The organism is Kamptonema animale CS-326 (assembly GCF_028330895.1).
GTDB classification, from domain to species: Bacteria; Cyanobacteriota; Cyanobacteriia; order Cyanobacteriales; family Microcoleaceae; genus Kamptonema; species Kamptonema formosum.
The window spans coordinates 1-22268 of record NZ_JAQMUA010000060.1 but is presented as its reverse complement, the minus strand read 5'-3'; the positions used below and the strand labels follow the sequence as shown (position 1 = coordinate 22268).

The window sequence follows — 22268 nt, the reverse complement described above, 5'->3', positions numbered from 1 at the left end:
TTGCTTCGCTTCGCTCGCAATGACAATAAATGGAAAAGAGAACCAACAGGAGTTACGTTCATGGCCTTAGAAACCGGGCTTCCGCCGTTAGCGTCAGCCGAACGGTTTTTGAGAGAATATGTGGGGAACAACGAAGTATTTTCGTAAAAAAACTGCTGGTTGAGCGAAAGTCGAAACCCGGTTTATGAGGTTGGGTGCGTAAGTCCTAACCAAGTTAAAATCCCCCTGAACAAGGGGGATTTAGGGTGATAGATAACGGTGTTGAATAACTTTTTTAAAGTAAAATTAACACTCAAAACCACTCAAATTTAGCTTCTGGTTTCTGCACCCGCAGTTTCGGCCGCTGGCTGAGTTACACCCATGCGAATTTCGGAACAGAAAGATGCGATCGTCATCCCCGAAGGTTGCTTGACAACGCTGGTGCGTAGCCGCAGATTAGGTATGAGATACCACAAACGCTCTTCAGCATAGAAACCTTCTGACTCCCCAATCAGTGTCAGCACATCGTCTTCGCCGATAATGTAGCGAGTGGTAATGCCTTGGGTTGGCTTCGCTAACGCATTTTTAGAGGCGGGGTCTGTACTTTGTAATAATTTCCCTGTCTTGGGGTTATCAGAATTGGGAATGGGTACTAGAAGTCTAGAGCCATTCTTGTGATTTTGATCTGCGATCGGATTCCAGGTGACGCGAACTCCTGCTAACGGCGCTGAGGCTGGGTTAAGCGAGTGTTCGGAGCAAAGTTGGATGACAGCGGGATCGCTTGCGGGTAGGATTTCAATTTTGAGTTCGGATTTACCCGCCTCCAATTTCCCGGAGGTCAGGTTATGAAGGGTACGCTGGGAAAACCACTTGCCTGCACTTTGCTCAAAAAATTCTATTATGTCCATGAATTATATTGTCTCGCGTCACTACTGCTCAATACTTTAATTTTAATTGTCTGGGGATTGAAATCTACAGGTTAAAGGCTGCGGCTATCTAAACTGCGGGTTCGCGGAAGGACTAATGGCGCGATCGGGCGAGTTTGAATTAACTTCAACCATCTACCCTTACCATTAAACGCAGTATTTGTCAATATCTACAAACAAACCTGTGGCGCTCATAGCAATTAGCCTTTAAATATGTCATTCTAAATAAAGAGAAGAATTAAGATTGATACTATCCCCCTGGGTGCGGGTCGCGTCAAGCAAAGCTATTGCCTTACAGACCTTTTCGCCACGAGAGCATCGCCCCTTCAGGGGTCGGGATGAGTAGATGCGGATGAGAGCCGCAGTCACATTTTCAAAAAATCAAATTTGAAATCTGATAGAATACAAGTATTGATTGGACGGTCGAACCATGTTGGTACTAGAAGCGAAATTGAAAGGAAAAAACTGGCAGTACGAGTTGCTCGAAGAAGCAATTCGTACTGCCAATTTTGTTCGTAATAAAGCTTTGGGGTACTGGATGGACAATCGGGGTGTTAGTAAAAACGATCTACAGAAACTCTGTGCAAACTTGGCCAAGGAATATGATTGGGCTGGGAAATTAAATTCGCAAGCTAGGCAATCATCCGCTGATAGAGCTTGGGGTGGCATCTCTCGGTTTTACAAGAACTGTAAAGAGGGCAAACCAGGAAAGAAAGGTTATCCAAAGTTCAAAAAGCGCGGTCGTTCAGTCGAATACAAGCAAACTGGATGGAAACTTGCTCAAGACAGGAAACGTATCGCTTTTACTGATGGATTCAAGGCCGGAACATTCAAACTCATAGGAACTCGCGACTTAAACTTTTATCAACCCGAACAGATCAAACGAGTTCGGGTTGTCAAAAGAGCCGATGGCTTTTATTGCCAATTCCTGATTGATGTAGAGCGTTCTGAGCCACAATTGCCAACTGGTAAAGCAGTGGGTATCGATCTAGGGTTAGAGTCTTTCTACACAGACTCAGAGGGTAATCATATTGAGAATCCCCGATTCTTGAGAAAGTCGGAAAAGTCTTTAAAGAGATTGCAACGACGAGTCTCTAAAAGGAAAAAGGGGTCTAAAAACAGAAGAAAAGCTATCAATAAGATGGCTCGAAAACACTTGAAGGTTAGTAGGCAGCGCCGAGAATTTGCAGTAAGAACTGCAAGGGCGTTAACAGTATCTAGCGATGCGATTGCCTATGAAGACTTGAAAGTGTCAAACATGGTAAAAAATCATAAGCTTGCCAAATCTATTTCAGATGCAGCATGGTCGATGTTCACTAATTGGGTTGACTATTTTGCCAAAATACGTGGGGTTCACGTTGTAGCAGTAGCGCCTGATTTCACATCTCAAGATTGCTCAGGGTGTGGGACAAGAGTTAAGAAATCGCTATCGACTCGTACTCATAAATGCCCATCTTGTGGATTGATTGAACATCGAGATTTGAATGCGGCTAAAAATATTTTGGCTAAGGGTTTAGGAATAAATACGGTGGGACACACCGGAATTTCTACGCTTGAGGAGATCGACCCTCTGGCTTGTTCTGAGCAATCAGAGCTGGTTAAGGTTGATCGTTGAACCAAGAATCCCATCGCCTTTAGGCGTGGGAGTGTCAAGAAATCCCCCAACATTTTTGAAATACCGCCGTAAAACTATGAGTGAGTTTAGAGAAACCTTAGATAACTTATCGTTCGCAGAACAGCACGATCTCTTAGCAACCCTACCAAGTCAGCTAGCGGATGCTTGTGATACAGAAAAATTGCACCACCTGCTAACAAATTATGATTTTATTGAAGCCAAACTAGAAACTCTAGGAATACAACCGCTAATTGAAGATTACAATCTAGTTAGCAACTTGAGTCTCTCCCCTTCCGATCCCAAAGCCAAATCGCTGCAATTAATTCAAGATACCCTTCGACTTTCTGCCCACATTATCTCTAAAGAACCCGCACAATTAGCTGGACAACTCATTGGGCGCTTATTATCTTTCCAAAACCCGGAAATTCAGGCACTACTGGAGCGCGCAAAACAGCAAAAAAATGCTTGGTTGCAACCGTTAACCTCTAGTTTTACCCCTCCGGGAAGCCGACTGCGGCGTACCATTGTAGGACATACAGACTGGATACAAGCAGTAGCAGTTACACCTGATGGCAAAAAGGCAATTTCCGCCTCCTCCGATCATACCCTCAAAATTTGGAACCTCGCCACCGGCGAAGAAATTTTTACTCTTAAAGGTCATCTCACTTATGTCAATGCTGTTGCAATTACCCCTGATGGTAAGAAAGTAATTTCTGGTTCCTGGGACAACACTATTAAAATCTGGGATTTGGAAACCGGGCAAAAACTGTTCACATTTAGAGGCGATACCTTCGCAGTAGAAGCTGTAGCCGTCACCCCCGACGGTACGAAAGTAATTTCTGGTTCTTGGGACGGTACGATCAAGGTTTGGAATTTAGAAAATGAACAGATAATTTTCAACCTCAAAGGTCATAACAGTTTTGTGCAAACTGTAGTAGTTACTGCTGATGGTAAACGCCTGATTTCTGGTGCTGGCGATCACAACATCAAAGTCTGGAACTTGGAAACAGGAAAAGAACTTTTTACCCTCATAGGTCATGAAGATTGGGTAAAAACTGTAGCTGTTACAACTGATGGTAATTACTTGGTTTCGGGTTCTTATGATAAGACAATCAAAGTTTGGAATTTAGCAACAAAAGAAGCACTTTTTACTCTCAGAGGTCATACTAGCTTTGTACAGTCTGTGGCATTATCTCTGGATGAAAAACTGGTGATTTCTGGTTCTGGTGACAAAACTATAAAAGTGTGGAACTTGGAAACCAAGGCAGAAGTTTTTACATTGAGCAATCATATTGGGCCAGTTAATGCTGTTGCCGTACTTCTCGATGGTAAGCAGATTATTTCTGGTTCATCTGACAAAACTCTTAAGATTTGGGATCTGGAAACAGGACATGAAAATTCATCGTTTTTAGGCCATTCAGATTGGGTAAATGCTGTAGCAATTACCCCCGATGGTAAGCAAGTTATTTCCGGTGCTGGTGATAATAATATTAAAGTTTGGGATTTAAAAGCAAAGACGGAAATTCGGACAATCTCAGGTCATGACGACTGGATTAAAGCTGTGGCTATCACCCCTGATGGCAAGCGTTTAATTTCCGGTTCGGGTGACAAAACTATAAAAGTCTGGGATTTGGAAAATGGACAGGAAATTTACACTTTTAGAGGTCATGAAGATTGGGTGAATTCTATTGCTATCACCCCCGATAGTAAGCGAGTAATTTCGGGTTCTGGAGACAAAACTATCAAGTTATGGAATTTGGAAACAGCAGAAGAAATTTTAACTATCGTCGGTCATACAGATGGGGTAAAAGCTGTAGCTGTCACCCTTGACGGTAAACGGTTAATTTCAGGTTCTGGCGATCGTACTCTCAAGATTTGGAGTCTGGAAACTGGAGAAAATATTTTCACTTCAGTCTGGAATTTAGTGACAGGTAATAAGTTTTTTACTCTCCTAGGCCATACCAGTTTTGTCAATACTGTAGCCGTCACAGCCGATGGCAAATGGGCAATTTCTGGTTCGCGGGAAAGTACGATTAAAGTTTGGGATTTGGGAGGGAAGAAAGAACTATTTACGCTCACAGGTCACACTGATGCAGTAACATCTATCGTAGTCATGGGGAAACGGTTAATTTCTGCTTCTGATGATAATACTCTCAAAGTTTGGGATTTATTCAATCGAAAAGTGATTGCTAGTTTTACGGGAGATAGTTCTTTAAAATGCTGTGCGATATCTCCTGATGGCATGACAATTGTAGCGGGGGAAGCGTCAGGGAGATTGCATTTTTTAAAGTTGGAAGGGGAAATCAATTAAGTAGAAGGAAGAAGGAAGAAAAATTTAGTTATCTAGGAGAGAAGGAAGAAAAATTTAGTTATCTAGGAGAGAAGAAAGAATGTTTCTACAGTCAGCTTTTTTAACCATCCCGATTTTATGTTTAATTAGGTGGATTTACTTAATACCAATTTTGTCTTTCCCTTCTTTCCCTTCTTTCCCTTCTTTCCCTAGCCCCTAATCCCTAACCAAGCGGTTGCTATAAATACTCAAAATGCTCAAACGCGCAACGTTGGACAACGGAGATAACGTACCCAAAAAGGTTCTTCTACCACCTGAGAAAATACGTACATAGTACCGATAATTTTGCCTGCGGCATCTCGCATTGGTACTGTGGAGTAGTAGCTTTCAAACAATAACTCATCTTTCTTCTTAAGGTGCAATTTTACACCGTTGTGGACTTCACCTTGGAGCGAAGATTGAAACAGCGCATAAAAATTCTCTTTGTGTTCTTCAGGAATAATCGACAATCTATTTCCCTCAACCTCTGGTAACATCCAGCCAAAAAGTTTCTCCGCCGCCGGATTCCAAAGCGTTACTTTTCCCTTAACATCTATGCCAATAATTGCCAAAGATGCTACTTTAATAAACCTTTGTAAAGTGCGTTCTGTTTCTCGTAAAGCCACTTGGTAACGCTTGCATTCGGTAATATCTTGACAGATACCGTAAACGCGGGTGACACAGTTTTGTTCCTCGTCCCAGATAATTTGTTTGTAGTCTCGCAGCCATCGTACTTCACCATTTTTAGTAATAATTCGGTACTCGCTTTCTTCACTACAACTAGATGAACAAGACTGGATTTGTTGCCATACTATCTGTTCATCATCGGGATGAATTAGGTTAAAGTGCAGCCAGCCTAAACTCTTTAATTCTTGTAGCGTGTAGCCTGCAATGGAGGTAAAAGCTTCTGTCATCCACTCGCAGACAAAGACCCCATCAGACAATACAGTAAAATCATAACCAAACTCACAGATAATTTGGGAAAATTTTCGATCGCGAAACTCTAATTGAGAGACTTTTGCTTCAGTTTCTCTAAATTGATTGATGTCTATATTTGTTGTTAAAACTTTCTTAAGATGTTGTTTTTTTTCAGTAATATCTCGCAGATTTATAATTATGCCGCCGACGCTGGAATCGTGAAGGCAATTGCTGCCAATCGCTTCTAAATATACCCAAGAATTATTGGCATGGCGTTTCCGAAACTCAATAGTTTGGTGGGGCTCAAACTGTTCTAGTAAATTGTCTAGGTAAGACTTCACAGCAGCTAAATCATCTGGATGGATTAACTCACCAAATAATTTTCCGATCCTATCTTCTGGCTTATATCCTAAAATCTGCTCTATTGCTGGACTCTGATATTGTACTCGCATATCAGCTTCTAGGACGATAATTAAATCGAAAGCATTCCGCACAATAGATTGTAGTCTGGCTTCGCTTTTTGCCAATAACTGATTTGACCTGATGTGTTTTTTTTTCTCCTCCTGCAACTGCTTCTCTAACTGTCTAAGTTGAGAGGCTTGTTGCATGACTTTGACTTCTAATTTATGATTAATTGTTTTCAGCTTTTCTAGGGTCTTATTCTCCTCAATAAGTAACGGGTCGCTAATTGCTACTTCGTGGAAAGACACTGATTGTTTCTTTAAAGTAGTTGTTATGTTTTGTATCTTGGGCAACAGTTCGTTAATTTGTGGTTCTAAAGCCTGCAACTTATCAGATAACATAATCTACCACAGGAATTGGAAAAGAATACATTAATAATTGCAGAAATCTAAGCTGCTAACAACCGAGAATTTACTGATATTTACGGCAAGTTGAGTTTGAAGATATATTTCACTCCTCAGTATTTTGAGGGAATGGATTCAATGCTTAACTTGCAGGGTTAGATTGCTTCCTTAGCAACTTTACCCCCCTAATTGAATAATCTAATAACTCAATTGGGTGCATCAGCGTGATTTGTTTTCCCTGCAACTCCAAATGCTTCTTAATTTGCAAAGAACAACCAGGATTAGCAGAAGTAATCAATTCTGCTCCAGAATTTAATAAATTCTCAACCTTTTGCTGTCCCAATTCATCAGCAATTTCTGGCTGTAACATATTGTAAACCCCAGCACTCCCACAACACAAAGCTGCATCTAGGGGTTCCTTTAATTTTACTCCGGGAATTTGCTGCAATAACTGACGGGGTTGCAAGCTAATCTTTTGTCCGTGCAGTAAGTGACAGGCATCTTGATAAACAATCTTTAACTCTCCATCAATTAGGGGAGAAAGTTTGGCTGTCAAACCTACATTTGCTAGGAATTCTTGCACGTCTTTCACTTTGCTAGCAAATGTCTGCGCTTTCTCTTGATATTCTGCATCATCTGCTAAAATGTGACCGTATTCCTTCAAAGTGTGACCGCAACCAGCCGCATTAATAATCACAGCATCTATACCTGTTCCTTCAAAGCTATCAATCATTTGTCTAGCTAAAGTTTTGGCTTGTTCGGTTTGCCCTTGGTGTTCTGGTAAAGCAGCACAGCATCCTTGACTTTTGGGAATTACTACTTCGCAACCATTTGCTGTTAAAACGCGGACTGTGGCCTCATTAATTGGCGAGAAAAATAGCCGTTGTACGCAACCTAAAATCATGCCAACTCGATAGCGTTTTTCCCCTTGTGCTGGAATAATAGTAGGCAAATTATCCCGGAATGATTCTACAGAAATGGCGGGTAAAATTGATTCCATTGCCGCCAAGCGAGGAAATACTTTTTTTAGCAAACCTGTGGAACGGACAAGTTTCTGCACCCCCGATTTTTGATAAAGAAATAAAGGGGCAAGTAAAGGCCGCAATCGATGAGGATAAGGGAAGAAGTTAAACAGGATAGAACGAATTAAGATATCAGATAAATTTCGTTGATAATTCCTCTCAACTTGATGACGAGTTGCTGAAATTAATTTATCGTACTGTACCCCAGAAGGACAAGTAGTAACGCAGGCCAAACAACCCAAGCAAGTATCAAAATGCTGTGCTGTTGCCTCATTTAAGGGTGCATCACCTTCGTTAATAGCATCCATGAGATAGATGCGACCTCTAGGGGAATCCATTTCCTTGCCAAGTACGCGGTAACTCGGACAAGTTGATAGGCAAAATCCGCAGTGAACGCAGGTGTCAATTAATTTGGCTGAGGGGGGATTTTTACTGTCAAATCCGGGGATTTCTAATGATTGTAAATGGGGATTTTGTGCTAAAAAGTTGGTGGGATTAATTGGTTGTAAATCGGTGTTTTCTGAGGATTTTTCTGAGGTTTGCATAGATTATTAACTTTTAGTTATACTTATTGTTTTTGTCGGTAACGCTGCCATCTGGGGGGTCAATTATGGTCTAGAGGGCGGCGTTACGTAAGTTTTCAAGGAAATAGAAAACGATGGGGACTCAAAATATTCTCTGGGTCAAATTGCTGTTTAATTTTCTGCATTAAACTGAGGGCATTTCCATTATAACCCCAAACATCTAACTGTTGCTTAATGTCAGCAGGAGCTTTCAAAATGCTGAGAAATCCACTCTGAGATTCGCACTGCTGACGTAACTGTAAAATGTTTTCTACGGTCGCCTTCTCAAACCGCAAAATTCCCAACCCGCTACCGCCATGAATCAAGCCATCACCCAGATTGAACTGTGCTAAAATATTTACAGATGCAGATGGTATTATTCCTATTTTACAGATAATTGTTGAATCTGGGGTAGTTGACCAGATAATTGATTTTAATCTCTGCCACAAGTTAGTCTCATCTTTGTCAGCACAGATTGTTCCTTTTAATCCTAACTTATAGCCAACTTCTAGCAAACGGCTGGATTGTTGCTCAACACTTTCTGGTATACTTTGAAATCTTACGGCTAAACCCAAATTTTTACCCAAACCTAATTTTTCTACCAACTGCCTTGATAGCAAATCAACTGCTGTTGGTGTTAAAGCTGAGGATAATAAGGTTTGAGTTGTGTTTGCTAAAGCTTCAGCTTCGCCAGTTAAAATTACCGTTACAGATGCGTTTGGCAGCGGATAAACCCGCATTGTAACTTGACTAATAATGCCCAGCGTACCGTAGGAACCTGTTAACAACTTCATCAAATCATAGCCAGCGACATTTTTAACAACGCGCCCTCCTGCTTTGGCAATTTTGCCATCGGATCGCACGAAGGTTATTCCTAATAATAAATCGCGAACGCCCCGATATCTTTGCCGAAGGGAGCCCGCGTCAGCGGTAGCAATAATGCCGCCGATGGTTGCCTGTTCTGGATATGCTGGATCTAGGGGTAAAAATTGATCGGAGGTGGCCAAAATTCGCTGCAATTCGGCAAATTTCATCCCGGCTTCGACTGTGACGGTTAAATCGCCAACGGCGCGATCGATCAGGCGGTTGATGCGATCGCAACTGACAACTACGAGCCCACCTTTACCCCTTTTTAAGGCGGGTTCTGAAACCTGACTGCGATCGCGAGGGTTGGGGGGCTCTATTCTCACCAATCCCCCCCAGTCAAGTTTGCTACCGCTACCCACCGGCAAAACTCCTCGTCGATTCCGGGAAATGCAAGCGATCGCCGCCGCGAGTTCTTCTTGAGTATGAGGATAAACAGTGCAGTCAATTTCCGTACCTGGGGCGATCGCACTTTCTATCCGTTTTTGCCAAAAAGTATCTGTATCTTGCCAGGGACAGACGGCATCAGTGCCGACAATGCTTTCTAGTTCTTGTGCTAATGCCCAGTTATCCGTTAAAGTCGATTTCATTAAAGTTAGGAGACACTCCCTCGCAAAAATAACAAAAAAAAATACTTAAAGCTATTATATTTCTAAACATCATCTTAGTAATTTTAATTTATGGAACTCGTAGATGTAATGGCCCTCCTCCATCCTGCCTTAGCAGTAGCGGTGGTTTTCCCGATTATTGGCATGGTTGTCAATATGGCATGGCAAACGCGATCGCGCCGCCTCCAAAGCGCGGGTGATGGCAAAAGCAAAATTCCGCCCTCCGTCGGTTCCGAGCACGTTAAATTAGGCCGCTGGTTGACTGGTTCAGTTGTCGGAGTTAGCTTAGTAGCTTTTGCCTATGTTATTTTTTTCAATAGTATTTTGAAGAATCAACTATGGAGTAAAGCACCTTTCCAAGTAGTTTTTATAGTTCTAATGTTTGTAGCCACCATAGCTTCCCTGGTATTTCTTTACAAAGCAACACTACCAAAATGGCGGGCTATATTTGCCACTTTAAGCAGTGCTGGTTTAATAATTATTGCCTTCCAAGATGGTATTTTTCGCAGAGACGATCAATGGATGTTTTCTCATTTTTATTACGGTTTACTCGCCGCCATACTAATGATTGTTTCCCTGGCGATTGTTCCCGAAATTTACAAAGATAGAACTAACAAGTGGCGCAAAATTCATACAATTCTAAACTGCGTAGCTTTGTTACTATTTATTGGTCAAGGCATGACCGGTTCTAGAGACTTGCTAGAAATTCCTTTGAGTTGGCAGCAAGAACACCTTTATCAGTGCGATTGGAATAATAAAACTTGTCCTAAATCCTCGTCATCCATAGGAATGAAAAATTAAAAATGGTAGAAACTCCGAATTTCAAGTTTAACACATTAACAGGAGTCAAGCAACTATTTTACAGTCAAAATGAGCAGAAAATCTAATAGCAATACTCTCGCATCAAAATCAAACACTAAAACTAAAATCAACCAAGATATTTACATCTTCATCCGACTTACTATATTTTTCTTGGTACTTGCTCTCATCTCTACTTTCTTTGCGATCGTTAACGCTGGGGAACGAGGCATTTTAATGCAATTTGGAAAAGTAGAAGACAGGATACTCGGAGAAGGAATTCACGCGATTATTCCTTTAGTAAATACCGTCGAAAAATTGAGCGTGCGAGTACAAAAACAGCAAATTTCCGCTGAAGCATCTTCAAAGGATCTTCAAGATGTATTCGCTGATGTAGCTCTTAACTGGCATATTATCCCAGAAGAAGCTAATGCCGCTTTTCAAGAAATAGGAAACGAAACAGCAATCATCGATCGCATTATCAATCCTGCTGTTGAAGAAGTGCTAAAAGCCGTGATTGCCAAATACACTGCTGAAGAAATGATTACCAAGCGTGGAGAAGTGAAAGCAGGAGTAGACACTTCCCTAACCACACGGCTAATTGACTATCACATTGCCGTCGATGATATTTCTTTAGTCCACGTCCACTTCTCAATGCAATTTAGCGCTGCGGTAGAGGCAAAACAAATAGCAGAACAAGAGGCAAAACGCGCCGAATTCATCGCTCAAAAGGCGGTAAAACAGGCAGAAGCAAAAGTGAATTTAGCAAGAGGCGAAGCGGAAGCACAAAAATTACTCCGTGAAAATTTAACGCCGGAAATCTTGGAAAAGGAAGCTATAGAAAAATGGAATGGAATTTTACCGTTAGTTGTCGGTGACAGCAGTACCAACTTATTAGATTTGACTAAATCAATCAATGGCGGTAACACCAGCCTTCCTCAATAAAACAGTAGAGGAGATAATAGGTTATCCTCCAACGATACCTTAAGAAGAAAGAGAGCAATTAGGGAACTTGCCAATTTTGTTAGCGCTAACAATTGTATTTCGGCAGTCGAACACGCTGGCATTACTTTTCTGAGCTAAGTCTTTTAAGTTAATCACTGGAGAGTCAGATTGTGGAGCTTGCAGATACAGCTCATAAGCAACTTCCAAGACTTTAAAATTTAACGACAAAGGCTGAATTCGTTTTTCTAGTAGTTCAAACATAGTTTTGACCCTCCAATCAAGCTTCCTTATTAGTTTTCCAGAACTTGACATTACTTAACCTCTGTCTGAAGTAGAAATTCTCATCAGTGTCAAACTATGCCAGAAGACAGAAAAATTTTGCTGATAAATATGTACAGTTAATCAAAAGTAGGCCGAGCAACGATCGCTATCGGCATTGTCCACCGTTCAACAGTTAAGTAGTTGGATATAATTAAACGTAGGGTGGGCGCTCGCCAAACGTAGGGTGGGCGCTCGCCGACAAATATTTTCTGCGATAAATTACAGCCTGGTTGCGGCGAGCGCCCACCTTACAATTAACAGTTAACAGTTAACAGTTAACATCTCTTCAAAAGCTTTAGCAAGTCGAGTCTGAAAGCGTTGCCGATGCTTCAGCTTCAAAAATGGTCGGCAAATTTCAATACTCTTCCCTTTAGAGCCACTTCTATCATCTTTAATGGGAATCGAGCGCAACGTATGAAGCTGTAATTCCTTAGCAACCATTAACTCAGAAATTCCTGCCGCACCTACACCGCTTTCAATAATTGCCTTCACCATTTCACCACTATTCAAAACTAAAATTACATTTAATTTACTTAAATCAATTCCCCAGTTTTCCAAAGCTTGCTCAAAACTTTGTTGCGTTCCCGAACCCGACTCCCGCATTACCCAAGCCGTCGTATAAAGTTGAGATAAAGAAATTTCCTTAACCTCAAACCAAGGGTGAGATTTGCCCACCACAATTAACAAACGATCGCCTCCTACAGCTTCCTCTTCCAAACTGACTTTAAGCGCTGGCTTCACCTCACCTTCCACCAAACCCAAGTCAAACAGTCCCGTCGCCGTGCCAAAGCAAATCTCTTCAGTATTAGCTAGAGTGCAGTTAACAGTAATTCCCGGATATTCGCGCTTAAAAAAACCGATCTTTTCCGGTAGCCAATAATTACCAATAGTCAAACTTGAACCCAATTTCAACTCGCCTCGCTGCAAGTCATTTAACTCCCGCAAACCCCGCTCCGTTAGCACCACTTGGTCGATAATTTTCTGGCTTTCCCCTTGCAGCAATTTTCCAGCTTCAGTGATCTCGATGCGGCGGCCGATTCTGTGAAATAATTTCACTCCATATTGCTCCTCTAAGCACTGAATTGCTGCGCTGACGGCCGGCTGCGTAATATAAAGCTCTTCGGCCGCGCGGCTAAAATGCAAGTGTTCCGCCACAGCGATAAAAATTCGCAGTTGATCGAGCGTCATTCCAGCCATTCTCTTCCTCCCAAAACTTTAAATATCCCCGTAACTTTCAAGTCAGGCTATATAAATAAAACACGGTTATTTATAGTCCTTTCCTCCGATGCCGCAATCTGAAGATTTCCCGCCTGCTTTACCGAAAAGGATGTCAGCCTGCATCACTTCTAGTTATTAATTTAATAAAAAACAACATTTGATTATATCGGGTGTAGACCTTAAAGTTAAATCTACGCCTTTAGCAACGGGCCCGGCGCAGAGGCAGAACCCCACATTAAAGCCGATCGCTATGTGCGATCGCTAGGCAGTGAATGGAGATTCTGTTATGACCAGTAAAATTCAACCAAATCAGAGCGAGCATGGTTTAAGACCTGATTGCCTTTCCTTCGGAGAAGTCCTGGCGCAATCCTTTGCAGTTATCGCACCCACTACAATACCAGCATCTAACATTGGATTGATCGTTGCCTTGTCAGGGAACGGAACTTGGCTAAGCTTTCTAATCGGCTTGATCGGGCTAGTGTTTGTCAGTATCAACATCAACCAGTTTGCTAGCCGTTCTGCCTCTCCCGGTTCGCTTTACTCTTACATCGTCAAAGGCCTTGGCCCAACAGCAGGTGTGATTTGTGGCTGGAGTTTGGTTTTGGCTTACCTCTTCACTGGAATGTCTGTTTTGTGTGGATTTGCAAACTTTAGCGGGAGTTTAATCGGTCATTTAGGTATCCATCCATCAAGTATCACGCTGTTAGCGATCGGTGCGGGATTAGCGTGGTATGCAGCTTATAAAGACATCCAACTTTCAGCAGTAGCGATGCTGTGGCTAGAAGGAGCATCTCTGGTTGCGATCGCAGTTTTGGGGATCGTCATTTGGGCCCACAAAGGATTTGTACTCGATATGTCCCAGTTGACCCTTGAAGGCGTAACTCCGGGCAATATAGCGATGGGACTCGTCTTAGTAATGTTCGGTTTTTCTGGTTTTGAAAGCGCGACTTCCCTCGGCGATGAAGCGAAAAAACCGTTAAAAACGATCCCCAGAGCCGTAATGGGTAGCGCTGTACTAGCTGGTTTATTCTTCATCTCAATGACCTACATTGAAGTGTTAGGATTTAGCGGCACTGGAGTTTCGATTACCACCTCTGAAGAACCTCTGGGTTTTCTCTCACGACAAGCAGGAGTTGGTTTTCTGGGAGACTTAGTTGCTTTCGGTGCTCTCTTTAGCTTCTTTGCTTGCGTCCTTGGCAGCATCAATCCCGCAGCAAGAGTATTCTTTACAATGGCTCGTCACGGTTTATTTCCAAGTTCTATGGGCGAAGCTCACTCTTCCAACCGCACGCCCCACGTTGCAGTTACTATCTGTTCGCTGGTGACATTCATTGTGCCGGCTGCCATGTCCCTTTTCCACATCAAACTCTTCGAGTGTATGGGATATTTGGGAGCGATTTGCAGCTATGGATTTTTAACAGTTTACGTCCTAATTTCTATTGCCGCTCCAGTTTACCTGCACAAGATTAAAAAACTCCGCGTCCGGGATTTAGTATTCTCAGTTGTAGCAGTTGGGTTTATGATGATTCCCATTTTCGGTAGCATAGGAATTCCCGGTAGTAATCTTTTCCCAGTTCCCGAAGCTCCTTACGATGCGTTTCCTTACCTGTTCTTAATGTACTTGGTTGTCACTTGCGGCTGGTTTGTAATGCAAAGGCTGCGTTCTCCAGAACTTGTATCCACAATGGAGCGAGGCATTGATGCAATTCACGCTAAATTTGACGAACCGAATGCCTTTTATACGGCTGCTCAGTTAAACGCTATACAGATTGACCGAGACGGTCTCGATTAATCTTTAGTTTAGAAATTGCCTACACTTCAGACGACTTAAAACTGTCCAATTCCAAAGCAAGTACAGCAAAAATTAGACAATAAGGAATTGAAGAAATGAACGAGTTACTAACTGCAATCACCACAGGTGCAACTGCTTTCACAGCAACCAATCTTGACGATATTCTCATTTTGCTGCTATTTTTCTCCCAAGTAAACGCGGCATTCCGCCGTCGCCATATCGTTGCTGGTCAATATTTAGGATTCACAGCACTGGTATTCGCCAGCCTTCCTGGTTTCTTTGGTAGCCTAATTTTACCGCAAGATTGGATCGGATTATTGGGCATATTGCCGATCGCGATCGGCTTTGGCCGCTTGGTGAACGTGGATAACGATGAATCAGACGATGAGCAAGAAATAAGTCGCTCTCAAAACTCTCCATTTACCAGTTTTCTGTCGGCTGAAACTTACAGCGTAGCAGCCGTAACTGTAGCCAATGGCAGCGACAATATTAGCATTTACGTCCCCCTTTTTGCTAGTAGCACTTGGCAGGGGCTAGTGGTTCTTCTCGGCGTATTCTTCACGCTGGTAGGAGTTTGGTGTTTTGCCGCTTATCGCTTAACTCAGATGAGAGCGATCGCAGATACTCTGACTCGCTACGGCAACAATTTTGTGCCTTTTATATTAATGGGTTTGGGCGCATTAATTCTGGTAAAAAGTCACACCTTGGAAAGTCCGAGTTTAACCGTAATCTCTCTAATTGCTGGCTGTTTCTGCGTGCTGACTATTGCCAGAAATAACAGCCGAGTTCCTGAAGTTGAATAAAATTGAGGAAGATTGCCTGAGTTTTCGGCAATTTTAGGGATCGGTCTTAAGATATATGACTCAAGCATTGCATCCACGATACAATAATAATGCCCTTTTATAGGGTATTCTTTAATACCAGCGCTATGAATTGGCTTGCCACAGCGATTATTGCCGGAATTACATCCTTTGTCGCGACCAATATTGATGACATTGTTATTTTGATGCTCTTCTTCGCGCAAATAAATTCTACCTTTCGCCCCCGGCATATCGCTATCGGTCAATATCTCGGTTTTACAGCACTGGTTGTTGCTAGTTTACCCGGTTTCTTTGGCGGTTTAATTATTCCTAAAGCTTGGATTGGCTTACTAGGTTTACTCCCAATTGCCATAGGCCTCAGCCACTTAGTGAATCGGGATGGTGATGAACAGGAGGTACAGGGAGTAGCAAGGGAATTTGAAGACCAGGAAAAAAATTCATCTTTATTGTCAAAAATCAGGAGTTTGATTCCCCCACAAACCTTTAACGTTGCCGCAGTAACTATTGCTAATGGCGGAGATAATATCGGTATTTATTTGCCGCTATTTGCTGGCAGCGATGGCGCGAGTTTGGCAGTAATTCTGACTGTTTTCTTTGTGCTGATTGCAGTTTGGTGCTATATTGCTTATCTATTAACCAGTCACCCAGTCATTGCCAAAGTATTAACTCGTTATGCTAAGGCGATTGTACCGTTTGTTTTGATCGGCTTGGGAATATTTATTTTGATTGAAAACGGTACTTATCGGTTGCTGCCATCCTTTGCATCCCGATAATATAATAATGGTGCTGTCCCAGAGGTGACTTTAACGCTGAGATAGCGGCGTTATAAACACCGAATTAAATTGCTGCTAATTACCGCAACTTTACCGGGTTATTGGACAAAGTTTACAAAAAAAATTAACTATATTTTCCATATTTTTAGTTGACTTTAAATCTTAAGTTTGAGATGATAAGATCAATTATAAAGACCTTGAATTAAAAGCAAGGCGATCTGAACCAATAAGCGTGAAAAGGAGAAAAGTTGTGCATCTGTTTAAAGTTATTTTAGTGCTTTTTGTCCTTCTAGTTAACTTAGCGTTTACTCCTCCCTCATGGGCAGATCCAAAAACTCCAAAATACTCCAATAACCCCGACTACATAGAGGTGACTCAAGCTCTTAATACTCTGTTAGCAGCGAAAGAAACACCTATTGAAACTGAGAGTTATACACGGGAGGAACTGGACAAAAAAATTGCTGACTTGGAATTTCAAAAGTACGCTTTAGAAACGGGGATAAACTGGGGTCAATGCCGCAACGAAACAAGCAGCAATTTGGCTATCTACGGCCCCAAGGGCGAAAAATCTCGGTCTTCCTACGATAACGCCCTCTATTTTCTAGGGCCTGGTCAAACAACTCAACCATATTGGGATTGTGAGGGAGTATATATTCCTAGTGGTGCAGCGACAAATTTAACTACTGCGGCACAAGGAGAAGATTTGAAAGGGGCTGTAGCTCTTAAAATAGTTGATGGCAGCCAGTTAGTAGTTAAGACTAATCCCGATACTTCCGCCTTGGATTTCAATGTTCCTTCTGCTAAATTTTTCAAATCAGGCGATGTTAATTGGTTTATTCCCAATGTATCGCAAACATCCATAGATACGCGAATTCCTAACGTCCCTATGGAAGATCCAAATGATTAGTAAGTCGATGTTAGTTGTTAATTGTTAGTTGTTAGTTGTTGATTGCGACTAATAATTAGCAATTAGCAATTAGCAATTAGCAATTAGCAATTACCAATTACCAATTACCACTAAATGCTATTAGAGTTTAGATCGACGAAAATAGATACAGAAAAGGCAAAATTACAAAATCCCTCGCGGGTGCGAGATCATTTAGCAAATGAGCGCACCTATTTAGCTTGGATGCGAACCGCGATCGCACTCATGGGTTTTGGCGTTGTGATCGTCCGTCTCCGCATCTTACAACCGCCTCTGATCGCACGTCCTGGAATTGGTTGGAAGTTAGGTGTAGTATTTTCTTTAGTTGGTTTAGTGACAGTCTTACTTTCAACTAATCACTACTTTAACGTCCGCCGAGACATTGACGAAGATACTTATGAACCAGCAGAAGGTTGGGTAATGCTCTTCAGTTTTGCAGTAATGCTTTTGGGAGCTGGAGTTGTCTATTTTGTATTCTCAGCTCCCTTTGTTACCTCGATTCCTGTTGTCGCTGAATGATTGTCAACTAATATCTTAAATCCTCATTTAAACGAACTTGCACAATCTGACCGGGTTGAATAGTAGCAGGTTGGGGAGCAGTGGCGTAAGTTGTTGCAGCACCCGCAGCAGCACCCGCAAGTAAACCAATACCTGTAAAACCACTAAGTACAAATAATGCTACTCCTCCAATCCCGGAATTACGCAGAAAACTCCTTTGTGAGGGTTTGCGATCGCCACTACCAAATCGATCCGATCGCGCATCTAGAGGAATGCTACGACCATTAAGATACATCGCTTGAGCAATAAATCGCGTACCTTCGCTATTGCTTTCAAAGCGTCCGATTATTGGGGTATTGGGTGGTACGATCGTATTGCCATAGCTATCAAGAATGCCCCCTTGTAATAGCAACACTTCTTGTCTTGAAGGTTTAGGATCTAGCGCTAAAGGCTCTACACCGGGATAAAGCAAGCTGAGTCTAGTTCCTGCTGGTAGCAGGATATTGGACGCGAATGCAGTTGGCGCGATCGCATTTGGTAAAGGATAAACTGAAGGCGGGACAAAGTTATCATAATTGCTAGTAGGTAAAGGAGCGATCGGCTGTCTGGGAAGCTCTTCATTCCAATTTAATGGTCTTGCTGGGGTCGCATAGCCCGGAATTGTCACCGATGGAACCGATCGCGGCGGCGTATAGGTGGGTGTATAACTAGGAGGTAAAGCGGCTTGTTGCCTTGTTTGGTTAACTGGGAAAGTAGCGATCGGTACTGTCAGCGGTTGGATCGGCGGATTGGGAGTTTCTAGTATCGCAGGATTAGGATTAGGTAAATTTTGAGGCGATCGCGCCAACGATGCAGTTTGAGTGCTACTTTGAGGTCTAGCAGTAGTAGAATTAGCCACAGGTCTACTGTTACTAGGCGGCGACGTAGGTGGTGGCGGAGTAGTTAAGCCGCGTTGGATTGGCCCTGCTGTAGCCCCCGTCATTGAATTTCCTTGACTTAACAGATTATTCGTCCCTGAAAACAAAGGACGCAATACCCAACGATTCTCTAAACCTATGCGTTGTAACTGTACTTGTTCTGGAGTTAACACCACTCCCGGAGCAAAATCAATCACAATTCTCGCCATCCCCGGCTGAAATTGGCTCAGGCTGACAGAACGCACCGTACCTTCTGGGTACAATTGGGTAGTATCAGTTCCTACCTCCGTATCCGGCAAATCAACAACTATCCGTGTTGGTTGGTCTAAAAGAGAAAACTTAGGCGTTATTCCCTCTGGCAGCATGACTTCTAGCTGATTTGTCCCCGGATCGAACAACCAATTTGTCAGCAATGCAGCAGCAGCTTGTCGTTGTCCTATTGGTAAGGTGATAACTACGGCGGCTACTGTCAGACTCAGGCTAAGCGACTGGCAAGCAAGCAGCGTGGCTGTGGCCTTGCGGAGAGTCTGACTGTCTAAACTTGGCAAAAATCCTTGTACTGATTTTTTGTGTTGCATGGCCATCAAAGAGAAAGTTGCGATTAAAGCTAGGCTTGAGAACAATTAAAATTAAAAATTAAAATTGATTTTTGATTATAGGGGTGAATTATTTGGGTAAATATACACTATAACTTATAAATTTGCAAGTGCAATCGATGTCAGATAGCCCCTGCTACTCAGCACCTTGGATTGCACTTAATTAGTCATCCCGATTATAAGCGCTAGAATTCATATAATGTGCCATCTGACCGTCACACATTAAGCAACCTGACATATAACTATTTTCTACGTCTCCCGCAACAAATTCACTACAGTAGCCGCAATAGCCTACCCGATCTTGAGTAGTTAGGCAGGATAAACACAGCCATCCGTCACCTGTAGGAATTACCGATGCTTTCACCGTGTATTCACAATTATTGCAGTAGGCAAAACTTTCTTCAGAATCAGACAAATGTTCCCAATCTGACAAGCATTCGCTCATCACATCCCCAAACTCAAAAGCCTTGCCACAATATCCACAACTTAATAAAGTAAAGATGCTGAATTCACTTGTATCTTTAGCTTTTATCAGACTTGAATAACAAGATGGACACCGGATTTTCTCTACGGCATCTTGCAAAACTTGATGTTTAAATTCTATTGCTTCAAATGATTTTTTACAAGCTGCCTCTTCAGCCTCGTACACATCTGCGGTCTTTAACAAAACCTGCCAAGATTCATTACCAAGAAGTTGATGAGGTTCTTCATTTAAGCAATCATTTATAAAGTCTCGAATTAAAATAAATGATTTAGCAATGACTTCACGAACTGCATCAGGAGATTTATTTGTATAGTAATGTTCTATATTATTGCGAAGTTCATTTAGATCCTGAAACTTTTTCCAATCAACCGTAACTTTCAGGCTGTTAAATCTTTCCTTAATTTCTTGAACATCTACTGTTCTTTTGCCAGCACCTTGAAAAATTACGTTTCCTGAACGATCGTAAACTGGTTTTATATCTTTTTTAATTAAAAGTTCCTTATCATGTGACGGAGATAAACGGTACAATTTCTCCTTATAAAGAAGAAGTATTCCCGCACAAATATTTCTCACGGCAGACCGATACCTTTTGCTGTCACGCATAAGGTAGTCTTCTACGCCCAATTGTATTGATTCAATGGCATTGTTGAGAAGAGACATAGCATCCGTTCCTCAAGAAGTATAATTAATGTGTTGACTATTGCTTGTGTTATGAGCTTGTTTTTTTACCCTACATTCTCCAATTGTATCATATCGGCGATAGGTGGCAGAGCCAATTAGCAATTAGGAATTAGCCTCATACAATTAGCAAAAAGTAGGGCGTGTAATGTCCACCCTACCTATGAGATCGCACCCTTTAGTTCTAAACCAGTACAAAATCCAAAGTAGAAATCACACCATTAGCCCCCAACAGATTCGCCAAGACTTGACCATTACTTGCGACTTGGAACACAGTCCCGCCCAGAGTAGGAGTAATTTGTAATTGGTCAAAGGAAAGACCCCCGGCAAGTCCAAATTTATCCAAACCAACCTCAAAATTAAGCGCAGTATCCACACCGCTATTAGGGCTCAAAACAAAAACATCATTTCCTGTTCCACCAATTAAAGTATCTTCCCCGGAGTCGCCCACAAGCCAGTCATCTCCTGTGCCGCCAGATAAAATGTCATTATCTTTACCTCCCGCAAGTGAATCATTTCCGTCATCACCATTAAGATTATCTTCCCCTTCATTGCCATAGATCAGATCGTCTCCGCTGCCGCCATTAATACAATCACGTTGGCCAGATCCACCGACAGCAACAGATACGCCTTTATTGTCTCCGTAGATAGTATCATTCCCCTCATCGCCGCAGAGTTGATCGTTACCGTTATCGCCTAACATCAAATCATTACCGCTACCGCCACGAAGACCATCATTTTCCTTGCCACCTCGAAGGGTATCATTCCCTTCCTCACCAATAATTATGTCGTCTCCTTCTTGACCATTAATTAAGTCATTACCGATGCCACCAAATAGCACATCGCGTCCCTCTGGATCGGTTTTAAAGAAGTCGTTAAGGCCGCCGTAAATGGTATCGTTACCGCTGTCACCCACAATCGTATCCGAGTTCAATTCCCCCCAGATCAGATCGTCGCCTTTGCCACCGTAAACGAGATCGTTATCTTTGCCAGCATGGATGGTATCGTTACCGTCACCACCACCGATGATATCGTCGCCGCGATCGCCAAAAATCAAATCTTCCTGACCAACAGGTGCAACCTCGCCATTACTACCGCGATCGCCCAAAATCGTATCATTGCCTTCGCCACCATAAAGGATATCAGAGTCAAGTTGCCCAAATATCCGGTCATTGCCTTTGCCACCGTAGGCAATATCCTTGCCTTCACCGCCAATTACGGTGTCATTACCCTCATTACCATTGAGGTAGTCATTACCGCTACCGCCAAAAAGTAAGTCAGGATTTAAGTCGGAAACAGATAGATCGTTGACACCACCAAAGATAGAGTCATTGCCACTGTCACCGATCAGGATATCGGAGTTGAGATCGCCCCAAATCAAGTCATTATTTTTCCCACCATGAACGAGATCGTTTTCCTTACCGGCGTAAATAGTATCGTTACCGTCACCGCCGCCAATGATATCGTTCCCCTCTTCCCCAAAGATTAAATCTTCTTCTCCAGCGCCATCTCCGGGATTTGCGCTACCGCTATCGCCGATCAGGATATCTGCACCGCGATCGCCCTGTAGGGTATCAGCGCCGCGATCGCCAAATAACCAGTTATCTGCACTGTTACCAGTCAACAAGTCATTTTCCTGATCGCCACTGATGATTTCAATCCCACCCCCGAACAATCGATCGGGCTGAAATTCGACTTTTGGCAGTATCTGCGGTGCGGTAAATGTAAACTCTGGTTTTTCGGGAATGGGAGTGCAACCACAACTCGTGTCCGGTTCCTCTACTGGGGCGAAAGGCTGAGTAGGTAATAGCGTAGGTGTAGGCGTAGGAGTGCCTGTAGGCGTAGGAGTGCCTGTAGGCGTAGGCGTAGGAG

Annotated in this window: 18 protein-coding genes; 9 read left to right on the top strand and 9 right to left on the bottom strand. The window is 42.6% G+C overall.

The window, feature by feature from the left end:
- Positions 1–308 precede the first annotated feature (308 nt).
- Positions 309–887, bottom strand: coding sequence for a phycobiliprotein lyase (locus PN499_RS03645; protein ID WP_272030327.1), 579 nt, complete (start codon positions 885–887; stop codon positions 309–311).
- 448 nt (positions 888–1335) lie between these two features.
- Here PN499_RS03645 and PN499_RS03640 point away from each other — a divergent pair, with 448 nt between their 5' ends.
- Both PN499_RS03640 and PN499_RS03635 read left to right on the top strand, forming a co-directional pair.
- The gene (locus PN499_RS03640) at positions 1336–2520 is read left to right on the top strand and encodes an RNA-guided endonuclease InsQ/TnpB family protein (RefSeq protein WP_272030326.1); all 1185 of its coding nucleotides are present in this window, start codon (positions 1336–1338) and stop codon (positions 2518–2520) included.
- Positions 2510–4831 carry a beta-propeller domain-containing protein gene (locus PN499_RS03635; protein ID WP_334311650.1) on the top strand — a complete coding sequence of 774 codons (2322 nt, stop codon included), beginning with the start codon at positions 2510–2512 and terminating at the stop codon, positions 4829–4831. The genes PN499_RS03640 and PN499_RS03635 overlap by 11 nt, the downstream gene beginning before the upstream one ends.
- Positions 4832–5067: 236 nt before the next feature.
- On the opposite strand, the gene PN499_RS03630 is transcribed toward PN499_RS03635, so the two are convergent.
- The 3 genes from PN499_RS03630 to PN499_RS03620 all read right to left on the bottom strand — a co-directional run bounded on the left by PN499_RS03630 (position 5068) and on the right by PN499_RS03620 (position 9612).
- Positions 5068–6570: a PAS domain-containing protein gene (locus PN499_RS03630; RefSeq protein WP_272030325.1), complete on the bottom strand. Its 1503-nt coding sequence runs from the start codon at positions 6568–6570 to the stop codon at positions 5068–5070.
- Positions 6571–6715: 145 nt separating this feature from the next.
- The gene (locus tag PN499_RS03625) at positions 6716–8140 is read right to left on the bottom strand and encodes a (Fe-S)-binding protein (protein WP_272030323.1); all 1425 of its coding nucleotides are present in this window, start codon (positions 8138–8140) and stop codon (positions 6716–6718) included.
- A gap of 95 nt (positions 8141–8235) precedes the next feature.
- Positions 8236–9612 carry an FAD-binding oxidoreductase gene (locus tag PN499_RS03620; RefSeq protein ID WP_272030322.1) on the bottom strand — a complete coding sequence of 459 codons (1377 nt, stop codon included), beginning with the start codon at positions 9610–9612 and terminating at the stop codon, positions 8236–8238.
- A gap of 90 nt (positions 9613–9702) precedes the next feature.
- Between PN499_RS03620 and PN499_RS03615 the strand changes: the two genes are divergently transcribed.
- Together PN499_RS03615 and PN499_RS03610 are read left to right on the top strand one after the other, a co-directional pair.
- Positions 9703–10431, top strand: coding sequence for a DUF4079 domain-containing protein (locus PN499_RS03615; protein ID WP_272030321.1), 729 nt, complete (start codon positions 9703–9705; stop codon positions 10429–10431).
- A gap of 69 nt (positions 10432–10500) precedes the next feature.
- Positions 10501–11373 (top strand): prohibitin family protein, encoded by an 873-nt coding sequence (locus PN499_RS03610; RefSeq protein ID WP_272030320.1) that lies wholly within the window; start codon positions 10501–10503, stop codon positions 11371–11373.
- 39 nt (positions 11374–11412) lie between these two features.
- Here the strand turns inward: PN499_RS03610 and PN499_RS03605 are convergent, their stop codons facing one another.
- Both PN499_RS03605 and PN499_RS03600 read right to left on the bottom strand, forming a co-directional pair.
- On the bottom strand, positions 11413–11634 hold the full coding sequence (locus tag PN499_RS03605; RefSeq protein WP_272030319.1) for a hypothetical protein: 222 nt from the start codon (positions 11632–11634) through the stop codon (positions 11413–11415).
- 321 nt (positions 11635–11955) lie between these two features.
- On the bottom strand, positions 11956–12891 hold the full coding sequence (locus PN499_RS03600) for a LysR substrate-binding domain-containing protein (protein ID WP_272030317.1): 936 nt from the start codon (positions 12889–12891) through the stop codon (positions 11956–11958).
- 307 nt (positions 12892–13198) lie between these two features.
- Here PN499_RS03600 and PN499_RS03595 point away from each other — a divergent pair, with 307 nt between their 5' ends.
- From PN499_RS03595 to PN499_RS03575, 5 genes are all read left to right on the top strand, one after another.
- On the top strand, positions 13199–14704 hold the full coding sequence (locus PN499_RS03595) for an APC family permease (protein WP_272030316.1): 1506 nt from the start codon (positions 13199–13201) through the stop codon (positions 14702–14704).
- A gap of 95 nt (positions 14705–14799) precedes the next feature.
- The gene (locus PN499_RS03590; protein ID WP_272030315.1) at positions 14800–15507 is read left to right on the top strand and encodes a cadmium resistance transporter; all 708 of its coding nucleotides are present in this window, start codon (positions 14800–14802) and stop codon (positions 15505–15507) included.
- A gap of 125 nt (positions 15508–15632) precedes the next feature.
- Positions 15633–16298, top strand: coding sequence for a cadmium resistance transporter (locus PN499_RS03585; protein WP_272030314.1), 666 nt, complete (start codon positions 15633–15635; stop codon positions 16296–16298).
- A 250-nt stretch (positions 16299–16548) separates the two neighbouring features.
- Positions 16549–17205: a hypothetical protein gene (locus tag PN499_RS03580; RefSeq protein WP_272030313.1), complete on the top strand. Its 657-nt coding sequence runs from the start codon at positions 16549–16551 to the stop codon at positions 17203–17205.
- 114 nt (positions 17206–17319) lie between these two features.
- A complete protein-coding gene (locus PN499_RS03575) occupies positions 17320–17742 on the top strand; it encodes a YidH family protein (RefSeq protein WP_272030312.1) in 423 nt (140 codons plus the stop codon).
- A 7-nt stretch (positions 17743–17749) separates the two neighbouring features.
- Here the strand turns inward: PN499_RS03575 and PN499_RS03570 are convergent, their stop codons facing one another.
- The 3 genes from PN499_RS03570 to PN499_RS03560 all read right to left on the bottom strand — a co-directional run.
- The gene (locus tag PN499_RS03570) at positions 17750–19216 is read right to left on the bottom strand and encodes an AMIN domain-containing protein (protein ID WP_272030311.1); all 1467 of its coding nucleotides are present in this window, start codon (positions 19214–19216) and stop codon (positions 17750–17752) included.
- Positions 19217–19397: 181 nt separating this feature from the next.
- Positions 19398–20378: a hypothetical protein gene (locus PN499_RS03565; RefSeq protein WP_272030310.1), complete on the bottom strand. Its 981-nt coding sequence runs from the start codon at positions 20376–20378 to the stop codon at positions 19398–19400.
- Positions 20379–20580: 202 nt separating this feature from the next.
- On the bottom strand, positions 20581–22268 hold a 1688-nt coding region (locus PN499_RS03560; RefSeq protein WP_272030309.1), incomplete at its 5' end, for a calcium-binding protein.

Bases quoted from the DNA above. Each gene is read 5' to 3' on its own strand.
- PN499_RS03645 (WP_272030327.1), bottom strand. From the start codon at position 887: ATGGACATAATAGAATTTTTTGAGCAAAGTGCAGGCAAGTGGTTTTCC.
- PN499_RS03575 (WP_272030312.1), top strand. From the start codon at position 17,320: ATGCTATTAGAGTTTAGATCGACGAAAATAGATACAGAAAAGGCAAAA.
- PN499_RS03570 (WP_272030311.1), bottom strand. From the start codon at position 19,216: ATGCAACACAAAAAATCAGTACAAGGATTTTTGCCAAGTTTAGACAGT.
- PN499_RS03565 (WP_272030310.1), bottom strand. From the start codon at position 20,378: ATGTCTCTTCTCAACAATGCCATTGAATCAATACAATTGGGCGTAGAA.
- PN499_RS03600 (WP_272030317.1), bottom strand. From the start codon at position 12,891: ATGGCTGGAATGACGCTCGATCAACTGCGAATTTTTATCGCTGTGGCG.
- PN499_RS03620 (WP_272030322.1), bottom strand. From the start codon at position 9,612: ATGAAATCGACTTTAACGGATAACTGGGCATTAGCACAAGAACTAGAA.
- PN499_RS03625 (WP_272030323.1), bottom strand. From the start codon at position 8,140: ATGCAAACCTCAGAAAAATCCTCAGAAAACACCGATTTACAACCAATT.
- PN499_RS03595 (WP_272030316.1), top strand. From the start codon at position 13,199: ATGACCAGTAAAATTCAACCAAATCAGAGCGAGCATGGTTTAAGACCT.
- PN499_RS03610 (WP_272030320.1), top strand. From the start codon at position 10,501: ATGAGCAGAAAATCTAATAGCAATACTCTCGCATCAAAATCAAACACT.
- PN499_RS03630 (WP_272030325.1), bottom strand. From the start codon at position 6,570: ATGTTATCTGATAAGTTGCAGGCTTTAGAACCACAAATTAACGAACTG.
- PN499_RS03640 (WP_272030326.1), top strand. From the start codon at position 1,336: ATGTTGGTACTAGAAGCGAAATTGAAAGGAAAAAACTGGCAGTACGAG.
- PN499_RS03590 (WP_272030315.1), top strand. From the start codon at position 14,800: ATGAACGAGTTACTAACTGCAATCACCACAGGTGCAACTGCTTTCACA.
- PN499_RS03585 (WP_272030314.1), top strand. From the start codon at position 15,633: ATGAATTGGCTTGCCACAGCGATTATTGCCGGAATTACATCCTTTGTC.
- PN499_RS03605 (WP_272030319.1), bottom strand. From the start codon at position 11,634: ATGTTTGAACTACTAGAAAAACGAATTCAGCCTTTGTCGTTAAATTTT.
- PN499_RS03615 (WP_272030321.1), top strand. From the start codon at position 9,703: ATGGAACTCGTAGATGTAATGGCCCTCCTCCATCCTGCCTTAGCAGTA.